Annotated in this window: 16 protein-coding genes and 1 pseudogene; 8 read left to right on the top strand and 9 right to left on the bottom strand. The window is 39.7% G+C overall.

The window, feature by feature from the left end; all coding sequences use genetic code 11:
• Positions 1–1,137: pseudogene (gene scm / locus A5849_RS00905) on the bottom strand (collagen-binding MSCRAMM adhesin Scm); the annotation flags it as partial.
• 285 nt (positions 1,138–1,422) lie between these two features.
• On the opposite strand from scm, the gene A5849_RS00900 reads away from it, so the two are divergent.
• A complete protein-coding gene (locus tag A5849_RS00900) occupies positions 1,423–1,947 on the top strand; it encodes a DUF664 domain-containing protein (RefSeq protein WP_002310568.1) in 525 nt (174 codons plus the stop codon).
• A 56-nt stretch (positions 1,948–2,003) separates the two neighbouring features.
• Here the strand turns inward: A5849_RS00900 and A5849_RS00895 are convergent, their stop codons facing one another.
• Together A5849_RS00895 and A5849_RS00890 are read right to left on the bottom strand one after the other, a co-directional pair.
• On the bottom strand, positions 2,004–2,876 hold the full coding sequence (locus A5849_RS00895) for a leucine-rich repeat domain-containing protein (RefSeq protein WP_002316896.1): 873 nt from the start codon (positions 2,874–2,876) through the stop codon (positions 2,004–2,006).
• A 133-nt stretch (positions 2,877–3,009) separates the two neighbouring features.
• Positions 3,010–3,402, bottom strand: a complete 393-nt coding sequence (locus A5849_RS00890; RefSeq protein WP_002335252.1) for a leucine-rich repeat domain-containing protein — start codon at positions 3,400–3,402, stop codon at positions 3,010–3,012.
• A gap of 519 nt (positions 3,403–3,921) precedes the next feature.
• On the opposite strand from A5849_RS00890, the gene A5849_RS00880 reads away from it, so the two are divergent.
• From A5849_RS00880 to A5849_RS00865, 5 genes are read left to right on the top strand one after another with little or no spacing between them, the layout of a single operon-like run.
• Positions 3,922–4,317: a hypothetical protein gene (locus A5849_RS00880; protein WP_226072326.1), complete on the top strand. Its 396-nt coding sequence runs from the start codon at positions 3,922–3,924 to the stop codon at positions 4,315–4,317.
• 35 nt (positions 4,318–4,352) lie between these two features.
• On the top strand, positions 4,353–4,964 hold the full coding sequence (locus tag A5849_RS00875; RefSeq protein WP_086309903.1) for a hypothetical protein: 612 nt from the start codon (positions 4,353–4,355) through the stop codon (positions 4,962–4,964).
• Between the two features lie 4 nt (positions 4,965–4,968).
• Positions 4,969–5,274, top strand: coding sequence for a hypothetical protein (locus A5849_RS00870; RefSeq protein WP_241695369.1), 306 nt, complete (start codon positions 4,969–4,971; stop codon positions 5,272–5,274).
• The gene (locus A5849_RS15090) at positions 5,253–5,372 is read left to right on the top strand and encodes an LPXTG cell wall anchor domain-containing protein (RefSeq protein ID WP_241695368.1); all 120 of its coding nucleotides are present in this window, start codon (positions 5,253–5,255) and stop codon (positions 5,370–5,372) included. The genes A5849_RS00870 and A5849_RS15090 overlap by 22 nt, the downstream gene beginning before the upstream one ends.
• A gap of 36 nt (positions 5,373–5,408) precedes the next feature.
• Positions 5,409–11,465, top strand: a complete 6,057-nt coding sequence (locus A5849_RS00865) for a putative mucin/carbohydrate-binding domain-containing protein (protein ID WP_086309902.1) — start codon at positions 5,409–5,411, stop codon at positions 11,463–11,465.
• 87 nt (positions 11,466–11,552) lie between these two features.
• On the opposite strand, the gene A5849_RS00860 is transcribed toward A5849_RS00865, so the two are convergent.
• On the bottom strand, positions 11,553–12,350 hold the full coding sequence (locus tag A5849_RS00860) for a hypothetical protein (RefSeq protein WP_002345616.1): 798 nt from the start codon (positions 12,348–12,350) through the stop codon (positions 11,553–11,555).
• A 371-nt stretch (positions 12,351–12,721) separates the two neighbouring features.
• Between A5849_RS00860 and A5849_RS00855 the strand changes: the two genes are divergently transcribed.
• The gene (locus A5849_RS00855) at positions 12,722–12,967 is read left to right on the top strand and encodes a hypothetical protein (protein ID WP_002314275.1); all 246 of its coding nucleotides are present in this window, start codon (positions 12,722–12,724) and stop codon (positions 12,965–12,967) included.
• A 215-nt stretch (positions 12,968–13,182) separates the two neighbouring features.
• Entirely contained in the window at positions 13,183–13,371 is a 189-nt protein-coding gene (locus A5849_RS00850; RefSeq protein ID WP_002310556.1) for a hypothetical protein, read from the top strand.
• 311 nt (positions 13,372–13,682) lie between these two features.
• Here the strand turns inward: A5849_RS00850 and A5849_RS00845 are convergent, their stop codons facing one another.
• The 5 genes from A5849_RS00845 to A5849_RS00820 form a co-directional block, all read right to left on the bottom strand.
• On the bottom strand, positions 13,683–15,554 hold the full coding sequence (locus tag A5849_RS00845) for a hypothetical protein (RefSeq protein ID WP_256923940.1): 1,872 nt from the start codon (positions 15,552–15,554) through the stop codon (positions 13,683–13,685).
• A 193-nt stretch (positions 15,555–15,747) separates the two neighbouring features.
• Positions 15,748–16,713, bottom strand: a complete 966-nt coding sequence (locus tag A5849_RS00840) for a biotin--[acetyl-CoA-carboxylase] ligase (RefSeq protein ID WP_002344796.1) — start codon at positions 16,711–16,713, stop codon at positions 15,748–15,750.
• Positions 16,714–16,868: 155 nt separating this feature from the next.
• Positions 16,869–17,675, bottom strand: coding sequence for an ABC transporter ATP-binding protein (locus A5849_RS00830; protein ID WP_002344797.1), 807 nt, complete (start codon positions 17,673–17,675; stop codon positions 16,869–16,871).
• A complete protein-coding gene (locus A5849_RS00825) occupies positions 17,672–18,577 on the bottom strand; it encodes an ABC transporter permease (RefSeq protein WP_002320483.1) in 906 nt (301 codons plus the stop codon). Before A5849_RS00825 ends, A5849_RS00830 begins: the two co-directional genes overlap by 4 nt.
• A 17-nt stretch (positions 18,578–18,594) precedes the next feature.
• Positions 18,595–19,563: an ABC transporter substrate-binding protein gene (locus A5849_RS00820; RefSeq protein WP_002314279.1), complete on the bottom strand. Its 969-nt coding sequence runs from the start codon at positions 19,561–19,563 to the stop codon at positions 18,595–18,597.
• Positions 19,564–19,578: the final 15 nt, after the last annotated feature.

Genomic DNA, 19,578 nt, shown 5'->3' with positions numbered 1-19,578 from the left:
ACTTGTGGTAGTAGAATCTGTGCTATCGCTTGTAGCAGTTGTATCTGTACTATCACTTGTGGTAGTAGAATCTGTGCTATCACTTGATGTGGTAGTAGAATCTGTGCTGTCACTTGTGGACGTTGTATCTGTACCGCCTGTACCATTGTCGCTGATAAATATTTCGTTAGGATCCCAACAATTGGTGGCCGCATCTAAAATCACATTTGTCCCTATAATCGTTCCATCTTGGTTTTGAGTAATGTGAATAGTGGCATTAGGCGCAAGAATCGTTCCTTGAAAAGGAGCACTGATTGTCAAATCAGTCATCTCATTTCCGAAATTCCAAGAGATATTCGCATCCGAAAAATCTTCTGTTTCATGATTTGAACGATCGTTGTATTTGATTGGTGACTGTACGTTCAATGCAGAAGAACTGTTGATGACATTGAATACGACTACTTGATCACTTGGATTGATGATTTGAAGTGGCGTATTCATCGTTAACACTTCTGCGTCGATATTTACCAATAAAAATCCACAATCTGATAGACCAGTCAAATCAATTGTTCGATTATTCATGTCTGGAAAATCCGCAGCAGTATATGTTTTACCTGGGGTGGCAGTTGCAAGGTCATTTGCTGCTACATTCAATCTAGCAAACTCTTGCTCGAAATCAATATATTCGTTACCATCACGGTCTTTATAAAAATCATCCGGAGTTAAGTGATCAAGCCTTGATCCATTAACCGTAGGATGTCCATCTTGTAATGCTACATCCACATCACTACCAACGACAAATTTATTTACTCTTGTGTCGCCAGTAGGGATACCTGAAGAATTAATGAAAGAATCAGTTTTTTGTATATAATTGATCTCTTGGTTCAATAAGCCTTCATGAAGCTCTGTCCCAAAATTATTATTTGCATCCAGTTCATGTGTTGCTATATTTCCGTCTGTATGGGCATTAACTGTTGTCTTGTTTTTGGCAAATACATGGAATTGACCAGCAATTCCCAGCAAACCATAGTTACCAGTTAAATCATTATAAACATTCCCAGGATCTTTAGGAAATGTCTCCGCTGAAACAGCCACACCATACGAAAAGATGTTGAACAATAAAGTAACTAATATTAATAAACTTACCCTTTTTTTCATCTTTTCCCTTCCTTTCATTTCAAACATTTTCCTGTTATACTCTTTTTTTCCTAGGCTTAAACTGTTTGTTTAAAAAATCATTGTTTATTTAAACAATATTAATGAATCATTCATTTTATTGATTTTTGTTCAAATGGAAAATAGAGAACATCTTTCTCTTTCAATCTCCAAACGATTCATACTAGTGACTGGAAAGTGTAAAAAATGAGGGGGTGTAGTAACATATAAGTAGAAATCCTAGAGTTAGGAAAAAGCAAGTAGGATAAATAAAAAGGAGGAAAATAGATGAATTATTTAGATATGTTATGCGAGAGCATAGACCGAGCATACGAGCGATTTGAACGTTTGTTTGAAGGTGTCTCTATTGAGGAGGCCAACCGTTTTCCAGTGGAAGATAGAGCCCCACAAATCAAATCAATGACTTGGCTGGCTTGGCATACCGCTCGAGAATTGGATTTCCAGATTGCTGATTTAGCCAGTACCTCTCCAATTTGGCACAGCCAAGATTGGGAAAGCCGATTTCCGATGAGAATAGCAGATGACGAACAAGATTGGAAGCACAGTCTGGAACGAGCAAAACAAATCCAAACTAATCAAGTAGAAGACTTGCTAGGGTACTTGCGGGCTGCTTCTGATTCTGCTCTTTCCTATTTAAGAGGGTTAGAACCTTCCGAGCTAGATGAAGTAATTGACGAAAACTGGACACCACCAGTCACGCGAGGGATGCGTCTTGTTTCTATTATTGATGATGCTGCCATGCACTCTGGTCAGGTGATCTATGCGAGACGTTTATTGGGATTGAAAGACTAAGACACTAAATAAAAAAGAACTTACGACAAAAACAAGTCGTAAGTTCTTTTTTGATTTTAGTTGATTGGCATCCATGATCTATATATAAGATCGAAAGCAGGATCTGATTTTCTCCTGCTGTTAGAAACGGCAATGATCGTGATTGGGTATTGTCCATGATGACGAATGTCCTCAGCTATGAATTCGGGTTCCGTTGTTGTAGCAATTAGAAAGTCCCATAGATAGAATTCGTAGTGACTGATACCGTAATGATCTACTGAAGGCTCCCAAGTAACTGTCGTGCTTCTTGGATTGAATGTATAGCGAATTCTTCCAGGCTGAGACGGTCGGTAATCAGGAATCGCTTGTTGGATGACGGTACCACTAAATTCAATTGAAGCACCGCCTGTGGTGTACCAGTGAAGATTGTTCGTACCAGCTTCATGCCAAATCACATTCTCTCCGTCATAGGTACCGGGATGATCAAAGACGATTTCAGGTAACTGCCCAAAACGATCTCTGATACGTAATGGAAATGGTGTATAGACAGTGGCGACAGATGGGCTGACTAATTGGTCTCTGGCGTTAAGAAAGCTTATTTCAGGCATGTTTTTCAAAGTGTCAATTGATGTCAATTTATTAGCAGTTAAAAAGACACTTCTCAAATTCACTAAACTTTCTAAAGGTTCGATCGTAGAAAGATTATTGTTTGAAAGACCTAAGGCTTCCAGTGTGGTGAATTGTGCGATCTTATTCAAGAATTGGAGTTGCGCCTCATTATTTAAGTAAGGGAAATCATTGTACCCTAACTCTAAGAGGGACAATTTTGGAAACTGTAATTGGTCATCCAATCGGCGGATTTGATTATGTGCTCCGTAAATTCTTTCTAGATTGACATGGTTCTTCAATGGTGAGATGTCTGCGACAAGGTTATAGTTGAACTCGATCATCTCCAAATTATGTAGATTGTATAGCTCTGTTAATGTAGGCACCTGATTTCTTGAAATCCATAGATGAGTTAAGGAGGTACAGATGGCTATTCTTCTTAGTGTAGTCAAACCGTTATTTACCAAGGACAACAGTTCAAGTGAAGGGACAATCTTTTAGTGTCTCCAAACTGCTGATCTGGTTAGAATCTGCTCCGATAATTTTTATATTAGGAAGTTCTCCTAAAGGGGACAAATCAGACACACGGTTATTGTTGAAACGAAAGTTTTCTATATTCTTTGCATGTTCCATGCCTGACAAGTCTGCAATTTCCTGATTAGAGACATCTAATACGATCAAACTCTCCATATGTTTATCGGTAATCGGTTCGTTTTCACTTAAACCAAAGTGCTCCTTCAAACAACGTTCCAAGTTCCTATCTTTGATTTGGATCGCTGTTTGGTTTTCAGGCTCGACCACTCGCGTAATGAAAGTAGATACAAGTGGGTCTATTTCTGAGGTGAGTATATTTTCTAGTTCTGTATTCATTTCTCTATGTACTGTTGCAACACTCGGTTGTCTTTCTGGTAAAGAGGTTCCTTCTACTTGTAGAGTAGGAATAGTAGTAAGGAATGTACTAACATAATAGTGAAGCCGTCAGTAAACGTGATTTTCTATTTTTCATTTCAAATCCCTCCATTTTCCATTGTAATCGGTTACTATTTCATCCTAATAAATAATCCAATAAGAAGGAAGTTCATTTAACTTTTCTGGTCATCCACATATTTCTGTAAAAGGAAAAAACTGTTCTAAGAGACCGTTCGGCATCTGATAAAGTAGTAACAGGTAGGCGGTTTTAACGAGAAAAACAAATAGAAAAATCAGATACCATTCGTTTGTTTTTGTAGATAAAACCATAATAGCTCTATCGATAAAAAAACGACAAAGGAGGGAGGCATTCTGATAAAGCGACATAAAAAAAAGCTTATCGCTGCTCTAGCGATCGTGACAACTATGCTTATTGGCTTTTTTATCTATGATCATTTTTGGAGAGAACCCGAAGTGATCATGAACTTAAACAGTGGAGACCAGTCATTTATCAAAGACATGTCAGAAGAAGAACTGCGCAATTTTCTACAGGACCAAGCAGACGGTGATTACGTACGATTGAAGTTAGATACAACGATGCGTTTTGATACCTCTGACGATCCGGGATCAGTGAATATCCAAAACCCGCCCAGCAATGAATATGCGATCAAAGTCACAACTTATATAGAAGGGGAAGACGAAGAGATTTATATCTCGGGTGTAATCCAGCCAGAACAATATGTGACGGAAGGAAAACTACTGCGAAAAGTTGAAGAAGGCACATACAAGACAGTTAGTACCGTCCAGTTTTTAGATGATGAATCAAACGTAGTCGGAACGTCTTCTGTCGTAGGGAAGTTAACAGTTGAAAGTTAACTGATAGCAAACATATATTTTTAGGAGGAAAAGAAATGAAATTATCTGCAAAAGTGATGGTGCCGGCACTTGCTTTATTAAGCACGGCGGCGATTGGGCAAACAGTAAGCGCTTATACATGGGTCGGAGGAGAACCTGATCCAAATACGGTGTATGATTCTGTCCAAAAACAAGACAATGCCACGATCCCAGCAGAAGGTACCTTCAAAGAATGGGACCCGACAGATCCGGGACCAGGACCAGAACCAACTGATCCAGTGGATTGGATCGATGTATCGATTCCGACAAAAGTGTTATTCGGACAAACAGATGCAACAGAAGGAAAGATCGTAGCGCCAATCTACCAAATCAGAAACAACTCGGTAAAAGGCGTGAAAGTCTCTGTTGGAAACTTCGTAAAAGGGCAAGATGCAGACAAAGTGCCGGAATTAGTGTTGAACATGGATAGTGTAAGTAGTAGTACATCCATCCCTTTAGTCAATCCAACAACTGCGCCGCAATTTCCACGTGAGTCAGTGACATTGCCGAACAAGGACGATGTCTCAGAGTTTACTTTCTCTGGTAGTGTCGGAGCGAATTTCCAATTTGGGGAAGCAATTAATCCTCAATACGAACTTGTCTTACAATTTGAAGCTATAGGGGTATAAAAAAATGAAAAAAACAGGGATCATTCCACTGGTTTTCCTTCTGGGATTTTTCTGCTTATCAATGAACAGTTTGGCAGATGCAGCAGAAAAAGAAAGCACGATCGAAGTCAGCGGTCTGATCTATTCAGAAAAACCAACGGAACCTGGAACAGATCCAAGCACAGATCCAGAAACAGGGTCAAGTGCTGGGCCTGATGCAGGTTCAACTGCAGATTCCGCAACTGATTCTGGAAAAGTACCGGTGGAGATACGTCAGGAACATCCGGTTCTAGCGACACTAAGGGCAATTTGCCTCAAACGAATGCTGTAGAAACAAGTAGATGGGTAACGGCAGCAGGTGTGCTGCTTCTCCTCGGTTCTCTTTCTTTATTGAGTAAAAAAGCCTTGTCTGGAGACACAGATGTTTAGACAGGCGAACAAATACAAAAGAGAGAGGAGAGAAAAATGAAACTATTCAAAATACTAGCAGTTTTTACGTTGATGATTTCTAGCATCAGTCCAACTACCCTCGTCTATGCAGTTTCAACCTTGACGTCTGAAAGTAGCGAGGTCGCAAGTGAAGAAACACCAACAGCCGAACCACAAGTGGCGGAGGAAGCTGTAGCAGAGCCTACAGAAGAACCTGTAGCAGAAGAACAATCAACGGAACCAACGTCCGTCGAACCACAGACAGAGTCAGCTATTCCCGTACCGGAACTAGCTGTGCCAAGTCCGCAGATTCCCCTTCCCAATCTTCCCCAATATCGTGAAGACCTGAGAAGAAACGGGGAAAGTTCTTATCGAGCAGCAGTCCAACCTGGATTTAATACGGGAGTCAGTAACTTGTCAGAATTGGGACCTAATGTAGGAGACAGTATTTCCTACAGCTTTACGTTCCCGACCCATTCTCTCGTATATGGGAACGGCAGTGACTGGATCTCATTTATCGTTGGTAATGGTAATATCGGTGTTGCTTTTGTCAACAGGATGCACTATGGCCGAAATTCTTATGCAAATAATTATCAGATTGGACGCACGGAAGTCGTCGAAGTTGGGGGGGCTTCTGGTGATCTTAGTATTACTTCGAATCACACGATAAACAATAATAATTTCACGATGACGATGTCAGGGACGATCACTAGAACAAGAGTCAGCAACCGTACTAACTACCAATTAACAGCTGGGATTCATAATCTTGTATTAGGCTCTACTGCCGTAGCTTCAGGTGGTCAGGTGCCTGCTACGCCTATAGAAGATGTACCGATCTCTTATCTGTCGATCGGGAACTTTACGGTCAGTAGTAATCCATATACACTCCAGGTCAATGATCCCGGATCATTTCCTTTAGGCCAACACACTGCTGTAAGTTCAACGTACCCAGGTAACACAAATGGGATAAATTATAAGCAGTTTATAAATGTATTGCTAGATGGTGTTCCTATCGGTCAGGATGACTATAGTATATCTGCGCCAGATAAGAAACTTACAACGATTGGTACACATCAACTACCGATAACTGTTCGGATATCCAATGGTACGGTAATAAGTCAGGATATTCCTATAGAGGTGAGTTATACGGATAGGGATACGATCGTCTTTGGAAACAATTACAGATGGGCACCAGTTGGAGGAGCCTATCGAATGATGTCTAGTAGGATAGAGGCATTTGCAGCTGAAGGAAATGATGTCCTAGATATAATAGGTGAGGGCATGAACAGTTCTAACGCTTACTACAGCCTTGGTATATTTGGGGTCAACTCTACTATTTTGTTAAATAATCTTTCCGGTGGAACCACTAAAATAACCCACCGAGTAATGGGAAGCAGTTTTAAACTACAAGCTCTGGACAGGTGGAATAATAGCAGTTACACTCCTACTCCTGGGGATCTTGCCGTTGCCTACCATGCAGAGGGGAAGATCTGGTTATCAAAGCAAGGTCAGATGCCAGATTATACCGGGAGCGCGCAAACAGAATATTTTGAGATTCTTTCGCATGGTCAGTATCGTCAACTTGAACTCCATAAGTTATCGGTCTCCGAACATGAGATTTTTAATGGGATGACCAGAGAAGAACTAGATCAAAATGTTGCTAATTATATAAATGTGGGGACTTCTGGTAGAGTGAAAGTAAAAGGTTTTGTTACCTACCCAGACACGGCTACTAATGGAAGGAAAAACGGGGTCATCCAAGTCGAAGAGATACTCGATTCTGGAAAGACAGCTACTTACAACTACACAGTGCCATTTGTTGTTAGTTCTAAACTTGAAGTAACGGCTAAGACTGATAATAAAGTATTGCTAGGAACAGACATGAACACAGTGGATCTTCGTCAGTTTGTAGATGTCGTGGTGGATGGAGAAAAGCTTGATGAAGATCGATATGAAGTGGAAATGACTTCTGCGCCTATCGCTACAGATACCGTGAGTGCTAGAAGAGTACAATCGTTACGGATTACTGTAAATGACACAGCTCTCTCTCAAGAGATACCTGTCGCTATAGAAATCATATGGGGAGACAGTATCGTCTTTGGACGATTCCCACTCGTTAGTAGGACAGCTGCTGCTTTTACTTTACATCATCGTGGAAATCATCCGTTGATCACTGCAAGTAAAGGATGGAGATCTACTGGTACGTCTGAAAGTATAGCTCCAAATTATGCTGGAAGAGATTACTATAACTTTTCTTGGTACGACTTGAGTCAAAAAAACAGTGTGGATCTAACGAATGACTCTGCCGGTCAAACAGTAACTGCGCAAGGCGAAGAACAAGAGGATGATGTTTTAAGCCGCTGGACTACACAATCAGTTAACTATGGTGATGTCGTGCGTTCATGGGTAGCAGTACCAGCGGGGAATGCAGTGACAGAAAACGAGCAATTTGTCTATAATGGCGGTGAAGTCTACTATGAAATCACAGCAGGCGGTTATCGAGCACTGAATATCAGTAAACTTACTCCATCAAGTCATACGATCCTACAAGGAACGACGAAAAGTGAGTTAGATAGCCGATTAGCTGAGTTTCTAGATGTATCAAGTGTAGAAGGTGTCAGCTTGGATAAATTCATCCAGTACCCAGACACTTCTGTAGTCGGTACGGCAAGTGGGACGATCCGTGTAAAAGAAACCTTATCTACAGGGAAAATAGTTTCCTATGACTATGAGATTTCATTCACAGTTGAGGCAGAGAACACCCCTCCAACAGCTGACCCCATTGCGCAAGAATTATATTTAGGAGAAGCATTGCCGGATTCGCCGATGGATCTACTAGAAAATATATCAGATGACAGAGACGATCCGTCAGCTCTGAAAGCAACTTATCAAAATCGACCAGATATAAATCTCGTTGGAGAGATGACAGCTAGTATTCAACTAGAAGATTTAGAAGGAGCTGTTTCAATCATCGAGGTACCGATTACCATCAAGTGGGGAAGTACGATTTCCTTAAGAGGGCTTAGTGATCGTACAGTTGGCGCCTATAGTTTAACGAGAAGCACCGATGGCACACTGCGTCTTCATTCGACATTTGGTGACAATAGAACGAATCAAGGTTCGCAAGTCCATTCCTATTATGGAGGCAGTGTCTACTATTCGATCGAAGTATTTGATGGAGAAACAAGCACCTATCAATATGAAGTCACAGGTAATGCGATTATCAGAAACGCAGTCAATGGATTCAATCAAGGCAATCCATTGGAAGTATCTTCGGGAAATGTCGTCAAAGTTTATCACGCAGAATCTAACAGTCGAAGCAGACTGATGGTAAATGAAGTCGCGGAAAACTACTCCTTCGGTACACCTTTTTCTTACTACCGAGTAACGGAAAATGGATTAGTTCCGATCAAACACTTGGAAGCTGAAGCAGTTCCTCAGACATTTAACTTAGGTGAAAACACGGACGGACGTGACCTAAAAGACTTCATTACGGATGTGCAGGTAAATGGTGTAGCAGTGGATGCAAGTGAATATGAAATCTCGTTACGTTCCGAAGTCAATACGACATTGATCGATACGCGTGAAGTAGAGGTCGAAATACGCACGACGGATGGATTAGGCATCCTGAGAACAACTGTGCCGTATGAGGTCAAATGGGGAAGTACGATTTCCTTGAGAGGACTTGGTGGAAATACAGTCGGATCCTACAGTTTGATAAAAGATAGGAACGGAAAGCTACAACTTCATTCGACATTTGGTGATAACAGTACTCGTCAATATTTAAACGTTCACCCCTATTACGCAAATCTCGTGTATTATTCAATCGAAGTATTAGACGGAGAAACAAGTACCTATCAATATGAAGTCACGGGTAATGCAGTTATCAGGGATGCAATCAATGGGTTCAATCAAGGTCAGCCATTAGAGGTCTCTTCGGGGAATATCATCAAAGTCTACCATGCAGAATCTCGGTCTCGAAGCAGACTGATGGTAAATGAAGTTGCGGAGAACTACTCCTTCGGCACACTTTTCTCTTATTATCGAGTGACTGACAATGGATTAGTTCCGATCAAACAGTTGGAAGCCGAAGCAGTTCCTCAGACATTTAACTTAGGTGAAAGTGTCGATGGACGCAATCTAAAGGAATTGATTAGAAATGTACGAGTAAATGGCACAGTCGTAGACGCAAGTGAGTATGAAGTAGTCTTACACTCAGATCTTAATACGACATTGGTCGGTACCCGTGAAGTGGAAGCCGAAGTACGTACTACGGACGGGTTAGGTGTGACACAGATAACTATACCTTATGAAGTAAAATGGGGAAGTACGCTTAAATTAAAAGGTTATGGTTACGGAACAGTCGGTGTGTACAGTCTAAACAAAAATGCGAATGGGGCTATGCAGATCGTTACAACGAAAGGTGAGATCTACTCACTTACCAGTCAAGTCCATCAGTTGTTCCCAGACACGGTTTACTATTCCATCGAAGTATTATCTGATGGATCAAGGAAATTCATGCATGAAGTAACAGGGGGAATGATCGTAGAAGATTCGATCAATCAATTCAACAATGGGTCTCCGCTAGCTGTAGCTGTCGGAGATGTCGTGAAAGTCTATCACATCGAAGAAGAGGAATCAAATAACTATAAAAATAAAAACTTATTGATGGAAAATGAACAGGAGAAAAATTACACTTATGGTACGAACTATGCTTACTATAAAGTGACAGAAGATGGATTTGAGCCAATGGCTATGCTTGAAGCGAAACCAGTAGCTCAAGAATTTATACTGGGAGAAGATACGGGTAAGTTAGACCTTCATGATTTGCTAGAAGATGTCACACTAAATGGTTTAGAGATTCCTTCAGATCAGTACGAAGTAGAGTTACTTGCCAATTTTGATACTGCCTCAGTAGGTACTCGCAATGCAAAAGTCAAAGTAACTTCTATTAGATCCACTGCATCTTTAGAATTAGAAATCCCATACGAAGTGACATGGGGGCATTCGATCGTTTCTAAAACACAATCTATGAATGAAACGCTCAGCGCTGTTTCTTTACTTGATAACAACGGTGTTCCTAAATTGGTAGCTACTAAAGGAAGTGGATTTAGTGATTGGGTTCAGTTAACAGCAAGACCGACGATACAGCTATTCACTACTCCAGATTTAACTGTTTCATCTCATACTGTTTCTTATGTTACGGTGGATCAAACACCGGAAGAGTTGATGGATAGATGGAATTCTCAGTTGAATGGAATCAATAATAGTTTAAGTTATGGAGATGTTCTTTCGCATTCAGTGAAAAAATTAGATAATCTCACTAACTATAATGGAGCTAATACATGGGTTTCAAGAGATAATCAATTAGTTACAGAAACAGTAGGGTTTGACACAGCCTATTATGAACTAACTCAGTCTGGATTAAATCTACTCCATATCAACCAATTGAAGGTAGAAACGCAAACCATTGAAAGTGGATTGACGGAAGAGGAATTAATTCAAAATATCGAATCCTATCTGTCGACTGACGGATTCGATACGATTAATGTGACAAAGTTCATCCAATATCCTGACACAAGCAAGGCTGGAACAAGTAACGGGATCATCGAAGTAGAAGAAACATTAGCGACAGGTGGCACAGCGAAGTATAACTATACGGTGCCATTTATCGTGGAGAACTCGACGGAATGGATCGATGTCAAGATTCCTAAGAAACTACTTTTCGGTACATCTGATGTGAATAAAGGAGTCGTTTCTTCTCCGCTTTACTATATTGAAAATGCAGGAACGAGAAATCTGAAAGTCAGCGTGGAAGAAATCAACATCACGAACAATACGAATAACTTGGAGCTGTTACGCACAGCTGATGCAGATCCATCTGCAGAGAGGGCAGCAGCAAAACTTCGTATGAATTACAAGACGAGCAATATCCTTGTTGATCTTTATGAAAGTACACCAAATCAGGCAGTGGCTGAGCTAGCACCGAATGAACAAACCCAGTTTATGATCGAAGGTCAATACTTCGGGAACTATCAGCAAGAAGTCAACATTGGATTGGACATCCGCTATCGATTTGAGGTTGCTTCGTAAGTTAGAAAGCTGATGATTTGAAAAAAATGATGTACGAATACAAAAGCCCATCAATCGATTGAAATCGGTTGATGGGCTTCTTGAGTATTATTTTCCAAGTGTATGGTTAGGTTTCGGCAGCGATGCACTTGATAGATTTGAATTACTGCTTCTTTCACTAGCGAGTTGAGTTATTTCATCCAATTTTAATTTTTCGTGGGTGTGTGTGGATTTTCGTTTGGTTTTTACGTCATAAGAGGTTGGGCTTTTAGAAAGGCTCTGTGTGTATTCCTCAACTGCTTTTTGTAAGTTTTTAGGTGGATTTTCTAGTTTTGCCATCTCTTTCCTAGCATTCCAACCTAACGATTGATCAGCTTTGGATCTCTCATTAATTTCTACTTGAGTAAGTACGTATTTGTTCTTTGCAAGCGTGATTTTATTTTTGTTATAACGTCTATTCCAGAATGTATTTACTTTATTATATTTTTTTATATTTTTTTGTTGTTGACCTAGCAAATTCTTAAACTGTTTTAATTTATCAAGTTGTATTGCATCTTGTTTTGCATATAATTGATTCTTTTGCTGTCGTTGTGCCCGTTCTTCCTGCGTTTTTTCTCTAGCATCATCAAATTTACTTAATATTTCTGGGGCTTGTTTGTTCAGTACTGCTCGGATGTTTGACACTTCTTTTTGTGCCCGGTTATATGCCTTATTATCCTTTTCTATTGTGTGATCAGGTGTGTAGTTAGTGTATCTGTGCGCGTTTATGCTTTCCATAACGTTTATTTGATCTCTTAGCTGTATTGCAAGATCTTTTGTTTGAGGGTTTTGAATATTACTGATCATTTTATCTAACGGCGTTTTTTGCCTATAATCTGGTGAATTTGCAATATCTTCTTTTGGCATGTCAATTCCTCTTTTCTTTTTGTTTATATCTTTATATTCACTTTATCATGCTTTCTTTTTGTTTTTGTTCCGTCTTTTTCTAAGGTGGAAAATATCTGGTACGGTTTTCTGATATTTCCCATAAAAAATAAACCAAGGGGATTATTTATGAAAAAAGATTCGTACCGATTTTTTTCAATCCACTTTTATCCTTGTTGTCAAAGGCTTTTTTTCTTCGTATCATTCTTTTTTATTTTTAGAAATTATGGTCCCAAGGCATGAAAAAAAACATGTTATAGTAAAAACATAAGTGAAATTGGCAGAGCAATCAGCCAATTCTTACTGTTTACCTAAGAGAAAAACAGCTGTCCGCAAAAATCAAATCGAGGAGGATGCATTTGAAAAAACTCATCACTAATTTAACACGTACAGATGTCCCGCCCCTGATCCTTCGGCTAAAAGGAGAGAAACAGGCATTTACATTTGAAGACATCGAAAAAGAAAGCGGGATAAAATTGACGAGCGCAGACAAATTTTTGATCCGTTCTGTCGCAGAGAAAAAATTCAAAATGCAAGTGGTGTGTGAAGCACCTGAGAACCAGCTGAAGTTCTTTCCAAAAGCAAAAGAACTTTCTTGATCACTCTATTTATTATTCTATCTATGTAGCAAACAGGAAAAAATAACAAATATGTTATTAAAAGTGTTGCAATCGCATACAAAAAGATTAAAAAACAAAATAGTCCTTTATCATAGGAGATGGAAACACGAGAATGTCAGATAGGGGGATGAGATGCGTTGATTTTTTAGTTGTAAGTTGGTTGCTACATAGATAATAAAAGGGGAGTAATTTGATTGAAAAAAAAAATCATTGGTAGTCTATTACTATCAACGCTAGTGTTGACGAGTATGATAAATATGTTCATCAATGAAGACTTGCAAGCGGAAAATCACGTGCTCAATATCAGTCGCACGCTTCAAGAAGAAAAGGTGAACTATCTCAATCCTAGGGAAGAAGATGGTATCAGCAATGCCTGCCACTGATAGTCATCGAAAACTATCGCGCAGGTTCTATCGGCTCTATTGACATCGTTCCTCAATGATCTTTTGATCAAAAGACGATGAAAAATAGATAAGAATCAAAGCACATAACCTATGATTTTCATAGGTACGTTCACAAAGGACTAGCAAATAGTCCTTTGTGGGTATCATAAAAACTGAATAGTAAAAGAAAACATAATAGCTTTATCACCATTGATAGAAAAGCGATAGATGTATCCAGTTCAAGGAGCATCTATCGCTTTTTGCTTTACGGTACGCCAATGAAGAGAGAGCAGGCGGATAAAAATCCTGTGCTAGAGTTCGTGAGTGGTTGGGCATCCTTTCTTTGGATTTACTTCCTGTCTGTTGGTGTCATTGGATACAGTGGTATTTAACTCTTTGAGCTCATTGGCAGGTATATTTACATTAAGGATCTTTGTTTCACTTCGCTTTCTGTCTGCTGATAAATGGTTAAAATTATTTTCTTCTGGTCTTTTTGATAAAAGAGTATTTAACTCTTTGAGCTCATTGGCAGGTATATTTACATTAAGGATCTTTGTTTCACTTCGCTTTCTGTCTGCTGATAAATGGTTAAAATTATTTTCTTCTGGTCTTTTTGATAAAAGAGTATTTAACTCTTTGAGCTCATTGGCAGGTATATTTACATTAAGGATCTTTGTTTCACTTCGCTTTCTGTCTGCTGATAAATGGTTAAAATTATTTTCTTCTGGTCTTTTTGATAAAAGAGTATTTAACTCTTTGAGCTCATTGGCAGGTATATTCATATTAAGGATCTTTATTTCGCTTCGCTTTCTGTCTACTGATAAATGGTTAAAATTATTTTCTTCTGGTATTTCTGATAAAGGAGTAGATAGTATTTCTTCAATGTTTTTTTTATTAGAATTACTAGCTACAGAATGTTCCGAATCAATATCACTAGCAGTAATGTTCTCTGTCAGTTCATGGAAATTATTGACATGGATCATATCTGTCCTTCCGTTGTTATCTTCGCTTAGTATGGAATCTAATTTGTTATCTACCGAAATATTTTTAGTAAACGTCAAATTTATATTAAAAGAATCTAGGGTGTCTGTTATTTGAACAAATGATTTTTCTGGAGTTGTTGTTATATGTTTATTTTGAGGCAACATTGTTTGTGATAGATTATTACTATCTAGATTAGCGTTTATTTGAGTATTATCACTAGTTGAGTCTTGCATTTCTTTATTTTCATTTGTTGACTGTACAGCAGATGAAGTAGGAGTTTTTTGTGATAGATTATTACTATCTAGATTAGCGTCTATTTGAGAATTATTGCTAGTTGAGCCTTGCATTTCTTTATTTTCATTTGTTGTCTGTATAGCAGATGAAGTAAGTGTTTTTTCTTTTAGAAGCCGGACATTTCTAGCTTCTACCGGTTGGTTAGTTAGTTGGCTTCTTTCTAGCGCGTTCTCGATCAGTTTTTTAGCTGCAGGGAAATTAGTATATATCAATTGATCGACATACTCAATAGATGAGAACATCTTAGAGAAAGCGTCTATTTTTTCCTCTATTTCTTCAGAGGTAGTTTTTCCTATTACATATTGGTCCAGAATGTGGTTAAAATAAGGAAGATTTTTCTTGTATTCCATTTGGACTACATCTTTAGCTTCTAGACTGTCTTTTTCTTTTTCTAACGTTTTTTTTATGTAGCCTATGACAGTAGGCATAGGCGTAGTGGAGGACAACAGGTCGAGTTGTTGATACGAGGGAATTATATTGATTTCTGTTAAAATTTTTCGGTTCTTTTCGTTAAGTTTTTGTTTTGAAACCCAAAAATAGCGTTTTGGATGCTCCATTTTCTTTTGATTTTTATTTAACTTCGATAAGCGTTTTTCTAAGAAGCTAATCCTCGAATTTACTGTCTGCTTACTTGTGTTTACTTCTAATGCGTTCTTATTAAATTTTTCTATGATTTCAGAAAGTTTTTTGACATTGGAGTCGTTAGATAGGTTTATCAGAAGATTTTGACGCGTGTCTTGTGCGTTTTCTATTTTTTTTTGCAAAGTCTTTATTTTTGTTGCTTTAATTCTCATCTCTTTACTATTCTTAGGTTTCGTCTTTTGTAGTACATTTAAAGTGTTCTTATATGTTTCGATTGTACAGATATGTTTTTTAAATTCTTCTATCTGATTTTCATTCGGCATATGCGTACTCCCTCTCTATTTTACAGTTAGATATACATATGAAGGGTAGCATGATTTATCGGTGTGGGCGAAACGTCTTTTTCTGGTTAATGGAAAAAGTGTAGAGGGGCAGCGTGAGGGAAAATGGTATACGGAGGAAAGCGCAAAAGGACACTGCATAGAAATCGGTGTCCTCTTCAGAGCGCTATTCTTCTCAGGAACCGATAGAGGTAAGGCTGATTTCACCAGAAGATAGGCTCATTTCCTGTTCATTTGTTTGGACGATCAGTTCGCCATGATCGCCGATTTCTTTTGCAAGACCGACATAAGTCGTTCCTTTCTGATTGAACGACACGTTTTTTCCCAATACGAATGATTTTTCTTTATAAAAGGCCAATGCTTTTTTCGGTTGAGAAAGATAGGTGAACAATTCTTGCCAGATTTTGCTGATTAGCTGATTCCTTGTGATACTCGCTTGTCCATCAGGAAAGACAGAGGTGGCTTTTTCTTGGAGATCAGCTGGAAAATGATTTTGAGGAACAGAAAAATTCAGCCCAATCCCGATAATGATATGACTGATCCTGCCACTTTCCATATCACTGACTGCTTCAGATAAAATCCCACAGACTTTTTTTCCATCCATGTAGATGTCATTGACCCATTTGATCGAAGCAGAACGACCGGCAACCGATTCAATGGCTTTCACACAGGCACTAGCTGCGATGATCGTATATTGAGGCAGTTCATCAAAACGTTTGTCTGGATGGAGCAAGAGACTCATGTAGATTCCTCGTCCAGGTTCGGCAAAAAAAGGTCGTCCAAAACGCCCACGAGCTTGTTCTTGTGTATCAGCAACAAATAACTTCGAAACAGAATCTCCGTGAACTGCTGCCAGTTTGGCATCTTTCATCGTAGATTCAGAAGTCAACATCGTTTGTACCTTCAAATCGGGAATAAAAGACCGTAGCTCTTGCTGGATTTCTTTTGCATCTAGTACGTCAGAGGGCAGGTAACGATACCCTGTAGGCCCGTGCTCAAAACGATAGCCTGCCTTTTCCAATTCTTTGATGGCTTTCCAAATACTTGTCCGGGAAACTTCCAGTTGCTGTGCTAACTTTTCTCCGGAAAGAAAATCTGGTGTCTCCTTCAATAAATGAAGTACTTTGTCTTTTGTTGTCATGGCACCAAGCTCCTTTCCCATCCATTCTATCAGGAAGAAGGAGAGAACAAAATAGTTTTCGAAGAAACAACGGTTGATACATAAAACAAAAACGAAAGAAGGAAAGAGAAAAAAGAAGAGGGTGGGCGTTCATTTTTCTCCCAGCCTCTTTCTGATTATGAAGATAAAAGTACTTGATCGTCTTTCAACGTCGTGCCGCTGTTTTGTTTGAACAATGCCAATAGTTGAGGTACTGTGAGCTGCTGTTTTTCCTCTTGCTGGATATCGACGACGATTCTTCCTTGATGCAACATGATCAGTCGATTTCCATAGCGGATCGCGTCTTCCATATCATGTGTGACCATGAAAGCAGTAAGATTCTGCTCGGTGATCAGCTTTTCTGTCAATTCCATCACCGTTTTGGAAGTAGCCGGATCAAGCGCTGCGGTGTGCTCATCTAATAAGATTAGTTCTGGACGCTGCAATGTAGCCATTAACAGCGTGATGGCTTGACGTTGTCCCCCAGACAGCAAACCGATTTCTGAGGATAAACGATTTTCCAAACCCAAATTCAGCCGAGCCAGCTGTTCTTTGAAAAACGTTCGATCTTGCGGTTTGACACCACGAAAGAAGCCGCGCTTTTTTCCTCGTTTCATAGCAAGAGCGAGATTTTCTTCTACCGTTAAACGCACGGCTGTCCCTAGTTTAGGATCTTGGAATACGCGACTGATGGATTTCGAACGTTCAACAACGGATTTTTTCGTGATATTTTTTTCATTCAATAAAATCTGTCCCTGATCGACAGAAAATGTACCGGCGATGCTGTTCAGCAAAGTAGATTTACCTGCACCATTTCCGCCGATGATCGTCACGAAGTCATCGGGTTTCAGGGAAAGATTGATACCTTTCAGGACATGGTTTTCGTTGATCGTTCCTTTTTCAAAGGTATGATGGAGATTTTCCAATGTTAAGACGTCATTCATTTGACACTACCGCCTTTCTTTTTTTGAGATAAATGGAATTTTTGCTGAATCTGCGGGAAAGAAAGACAGATTACTAGCACGAAAGCAGAAGCAAGTTTCGAATCACTTGGCTCAACATTCAGTTCGAAGACTAACGCCAAAATAAAGCGGTAAATGACCGCACCTAAAACGACAGTCAAGAGACGGAGAAATAGCGGTTGGTTACGTAACAAAACTTCTGCAATGATGATGGAGGCAAGTCCGATCACAATTGTTCCAATACCAGAATTCAAATCAGCAAAGCCGTTGTTTTGTGCAAGCAAGGAGCCAGAAAGAGCAATGCATCCATTAGAGATCATATAACCGATGATCTTCATATTATCTGTATTGATCCCGTTTGCTTCGCTCATTGCCAGATTATCGCCAGTTGCACGAATGGCAAGACCTGTTTCAGTACGTAAGAACAAAACAAGTAAACATACAACGATCAAAGCAAAAAGCAGACCGACGATCAGTACAGCGTTGTCTTTTGTTATGCCGAATGACTCGACCCAATGAAAGATCGTTGGCTGACCCAATAAAGAGATGTTCGGCGCACCCATCACACGGGATGTGACAGAGTATAAACCAGTCATGGTGATGATCCCTGCAAGAAGGGCGGGAATTTTTAATTTTGTGTGAAGCAGTCCGGAAACAAGTCCCGCTGCCGCACCTCCTAAAAATCCTAGGAGGCAAGCTGTCAATGGATGATAGCCATTTGTAATACTTACTGCCGCAATCCCTGCACCTAAAGGAAAGCTTCCTTCAGCAGTCAAGTCGGCAATGTCCAAGATACGGAAAGTGACATACACACCAATCGCAAGTAGGGCCCATAAGACCCCTTGCGATGCAGATGATAAGAAAAGAGAGAGCAGATTTGTCATGAGAATCCTCCTGTGTTTTATTCAGCTTCTTTGATGCTGTCTGGATTGATGCCTAATGCTTTGGCCATGTCTTTATTGACATACAGTTCCAAATCATTCGCTGTTTCGACAGGAAGTTCACTTGGCTTCTTGCCGTCTAAGATTTTTGCTGCCATGATCCCCGTTTGTTTGCCCAAGCTTTCGTAATCGATTCCTACTGTTGCTAGACCGCCGTCTTTGACTTGATCAACTGCGCCAGCAACGACAGGTGTTTTTGTTTCTTTTGCGACTTCACCGACAACACTTGCCGCACTTGCGAACGTGTTATCAGTAGGAATATAGATTCCATCTACATCTTTAGCTAGACTTTTCGTCACTTGTTGGACATCATTTGTGGAATTTGCTGTCAGTACTTTGACTTTTACGCCCGCTTTTTTCAATTCTTTTTCTGCCAAATCAGCTTGGATCTTAGAGTTGGCTTCACCATTGTTATACATGATGCCGATTGTTTTGGCGTCTGGCACGATATTTAACAGTAAGCTGATTTGTTTTTCGATTGGCACCATATCTGTCGTGCCAGTCACATTGCCGCCAGGTTTTTCATTGGATGTGACTAAATGAGCTTGTTCCAAGTCTGTGACCGCTGTGACAGTCATCGGGATAGTGGTTGTTTCATTTAATAAAGATTGTGCTGCTGGAGTGGCGATCCCAAGTAGCAAATCAGGATCTTCTTTGACGAGTTTCTCACTCATGCTTTTCAGGTTGTCTTGGTTGTTTTGGGCATTTTGATAATCGATTGTTAAATTATCGCCTTCTTTATACCCTTCTTCTGCTAATCCTTCTTTGAATCCTTTATAGGCAGCGTCTAACGAGTTATGCTGTACAAGTTGCAATACGCCAATTGTTTTTTGTCCATCTGATGCCTCTGCGGAATTGTCTTTTTGTGCGCAACCTCCTAAAGCTAGTAGCAGGGCAGCGCCTAATCCAATTAATATATTTTTTTTCATTTCTTTTTCCTCCTT

It is taken from the genome of Enterococcus sp. 10F3_DIV0382, assembly GCF_002140245.1.
Taxonomy (GTDB): domain Bacteria; phylum Bacillota; class Bacilli; order Lactobacillales; family Enterococcaceae; genus Enterococcus_B; species Enterococcus_B lactis.
Note: the sequence above shows the minus strand (reverse complement) of the source record. Positions and strands in the feature narration are given on the sequence as shown.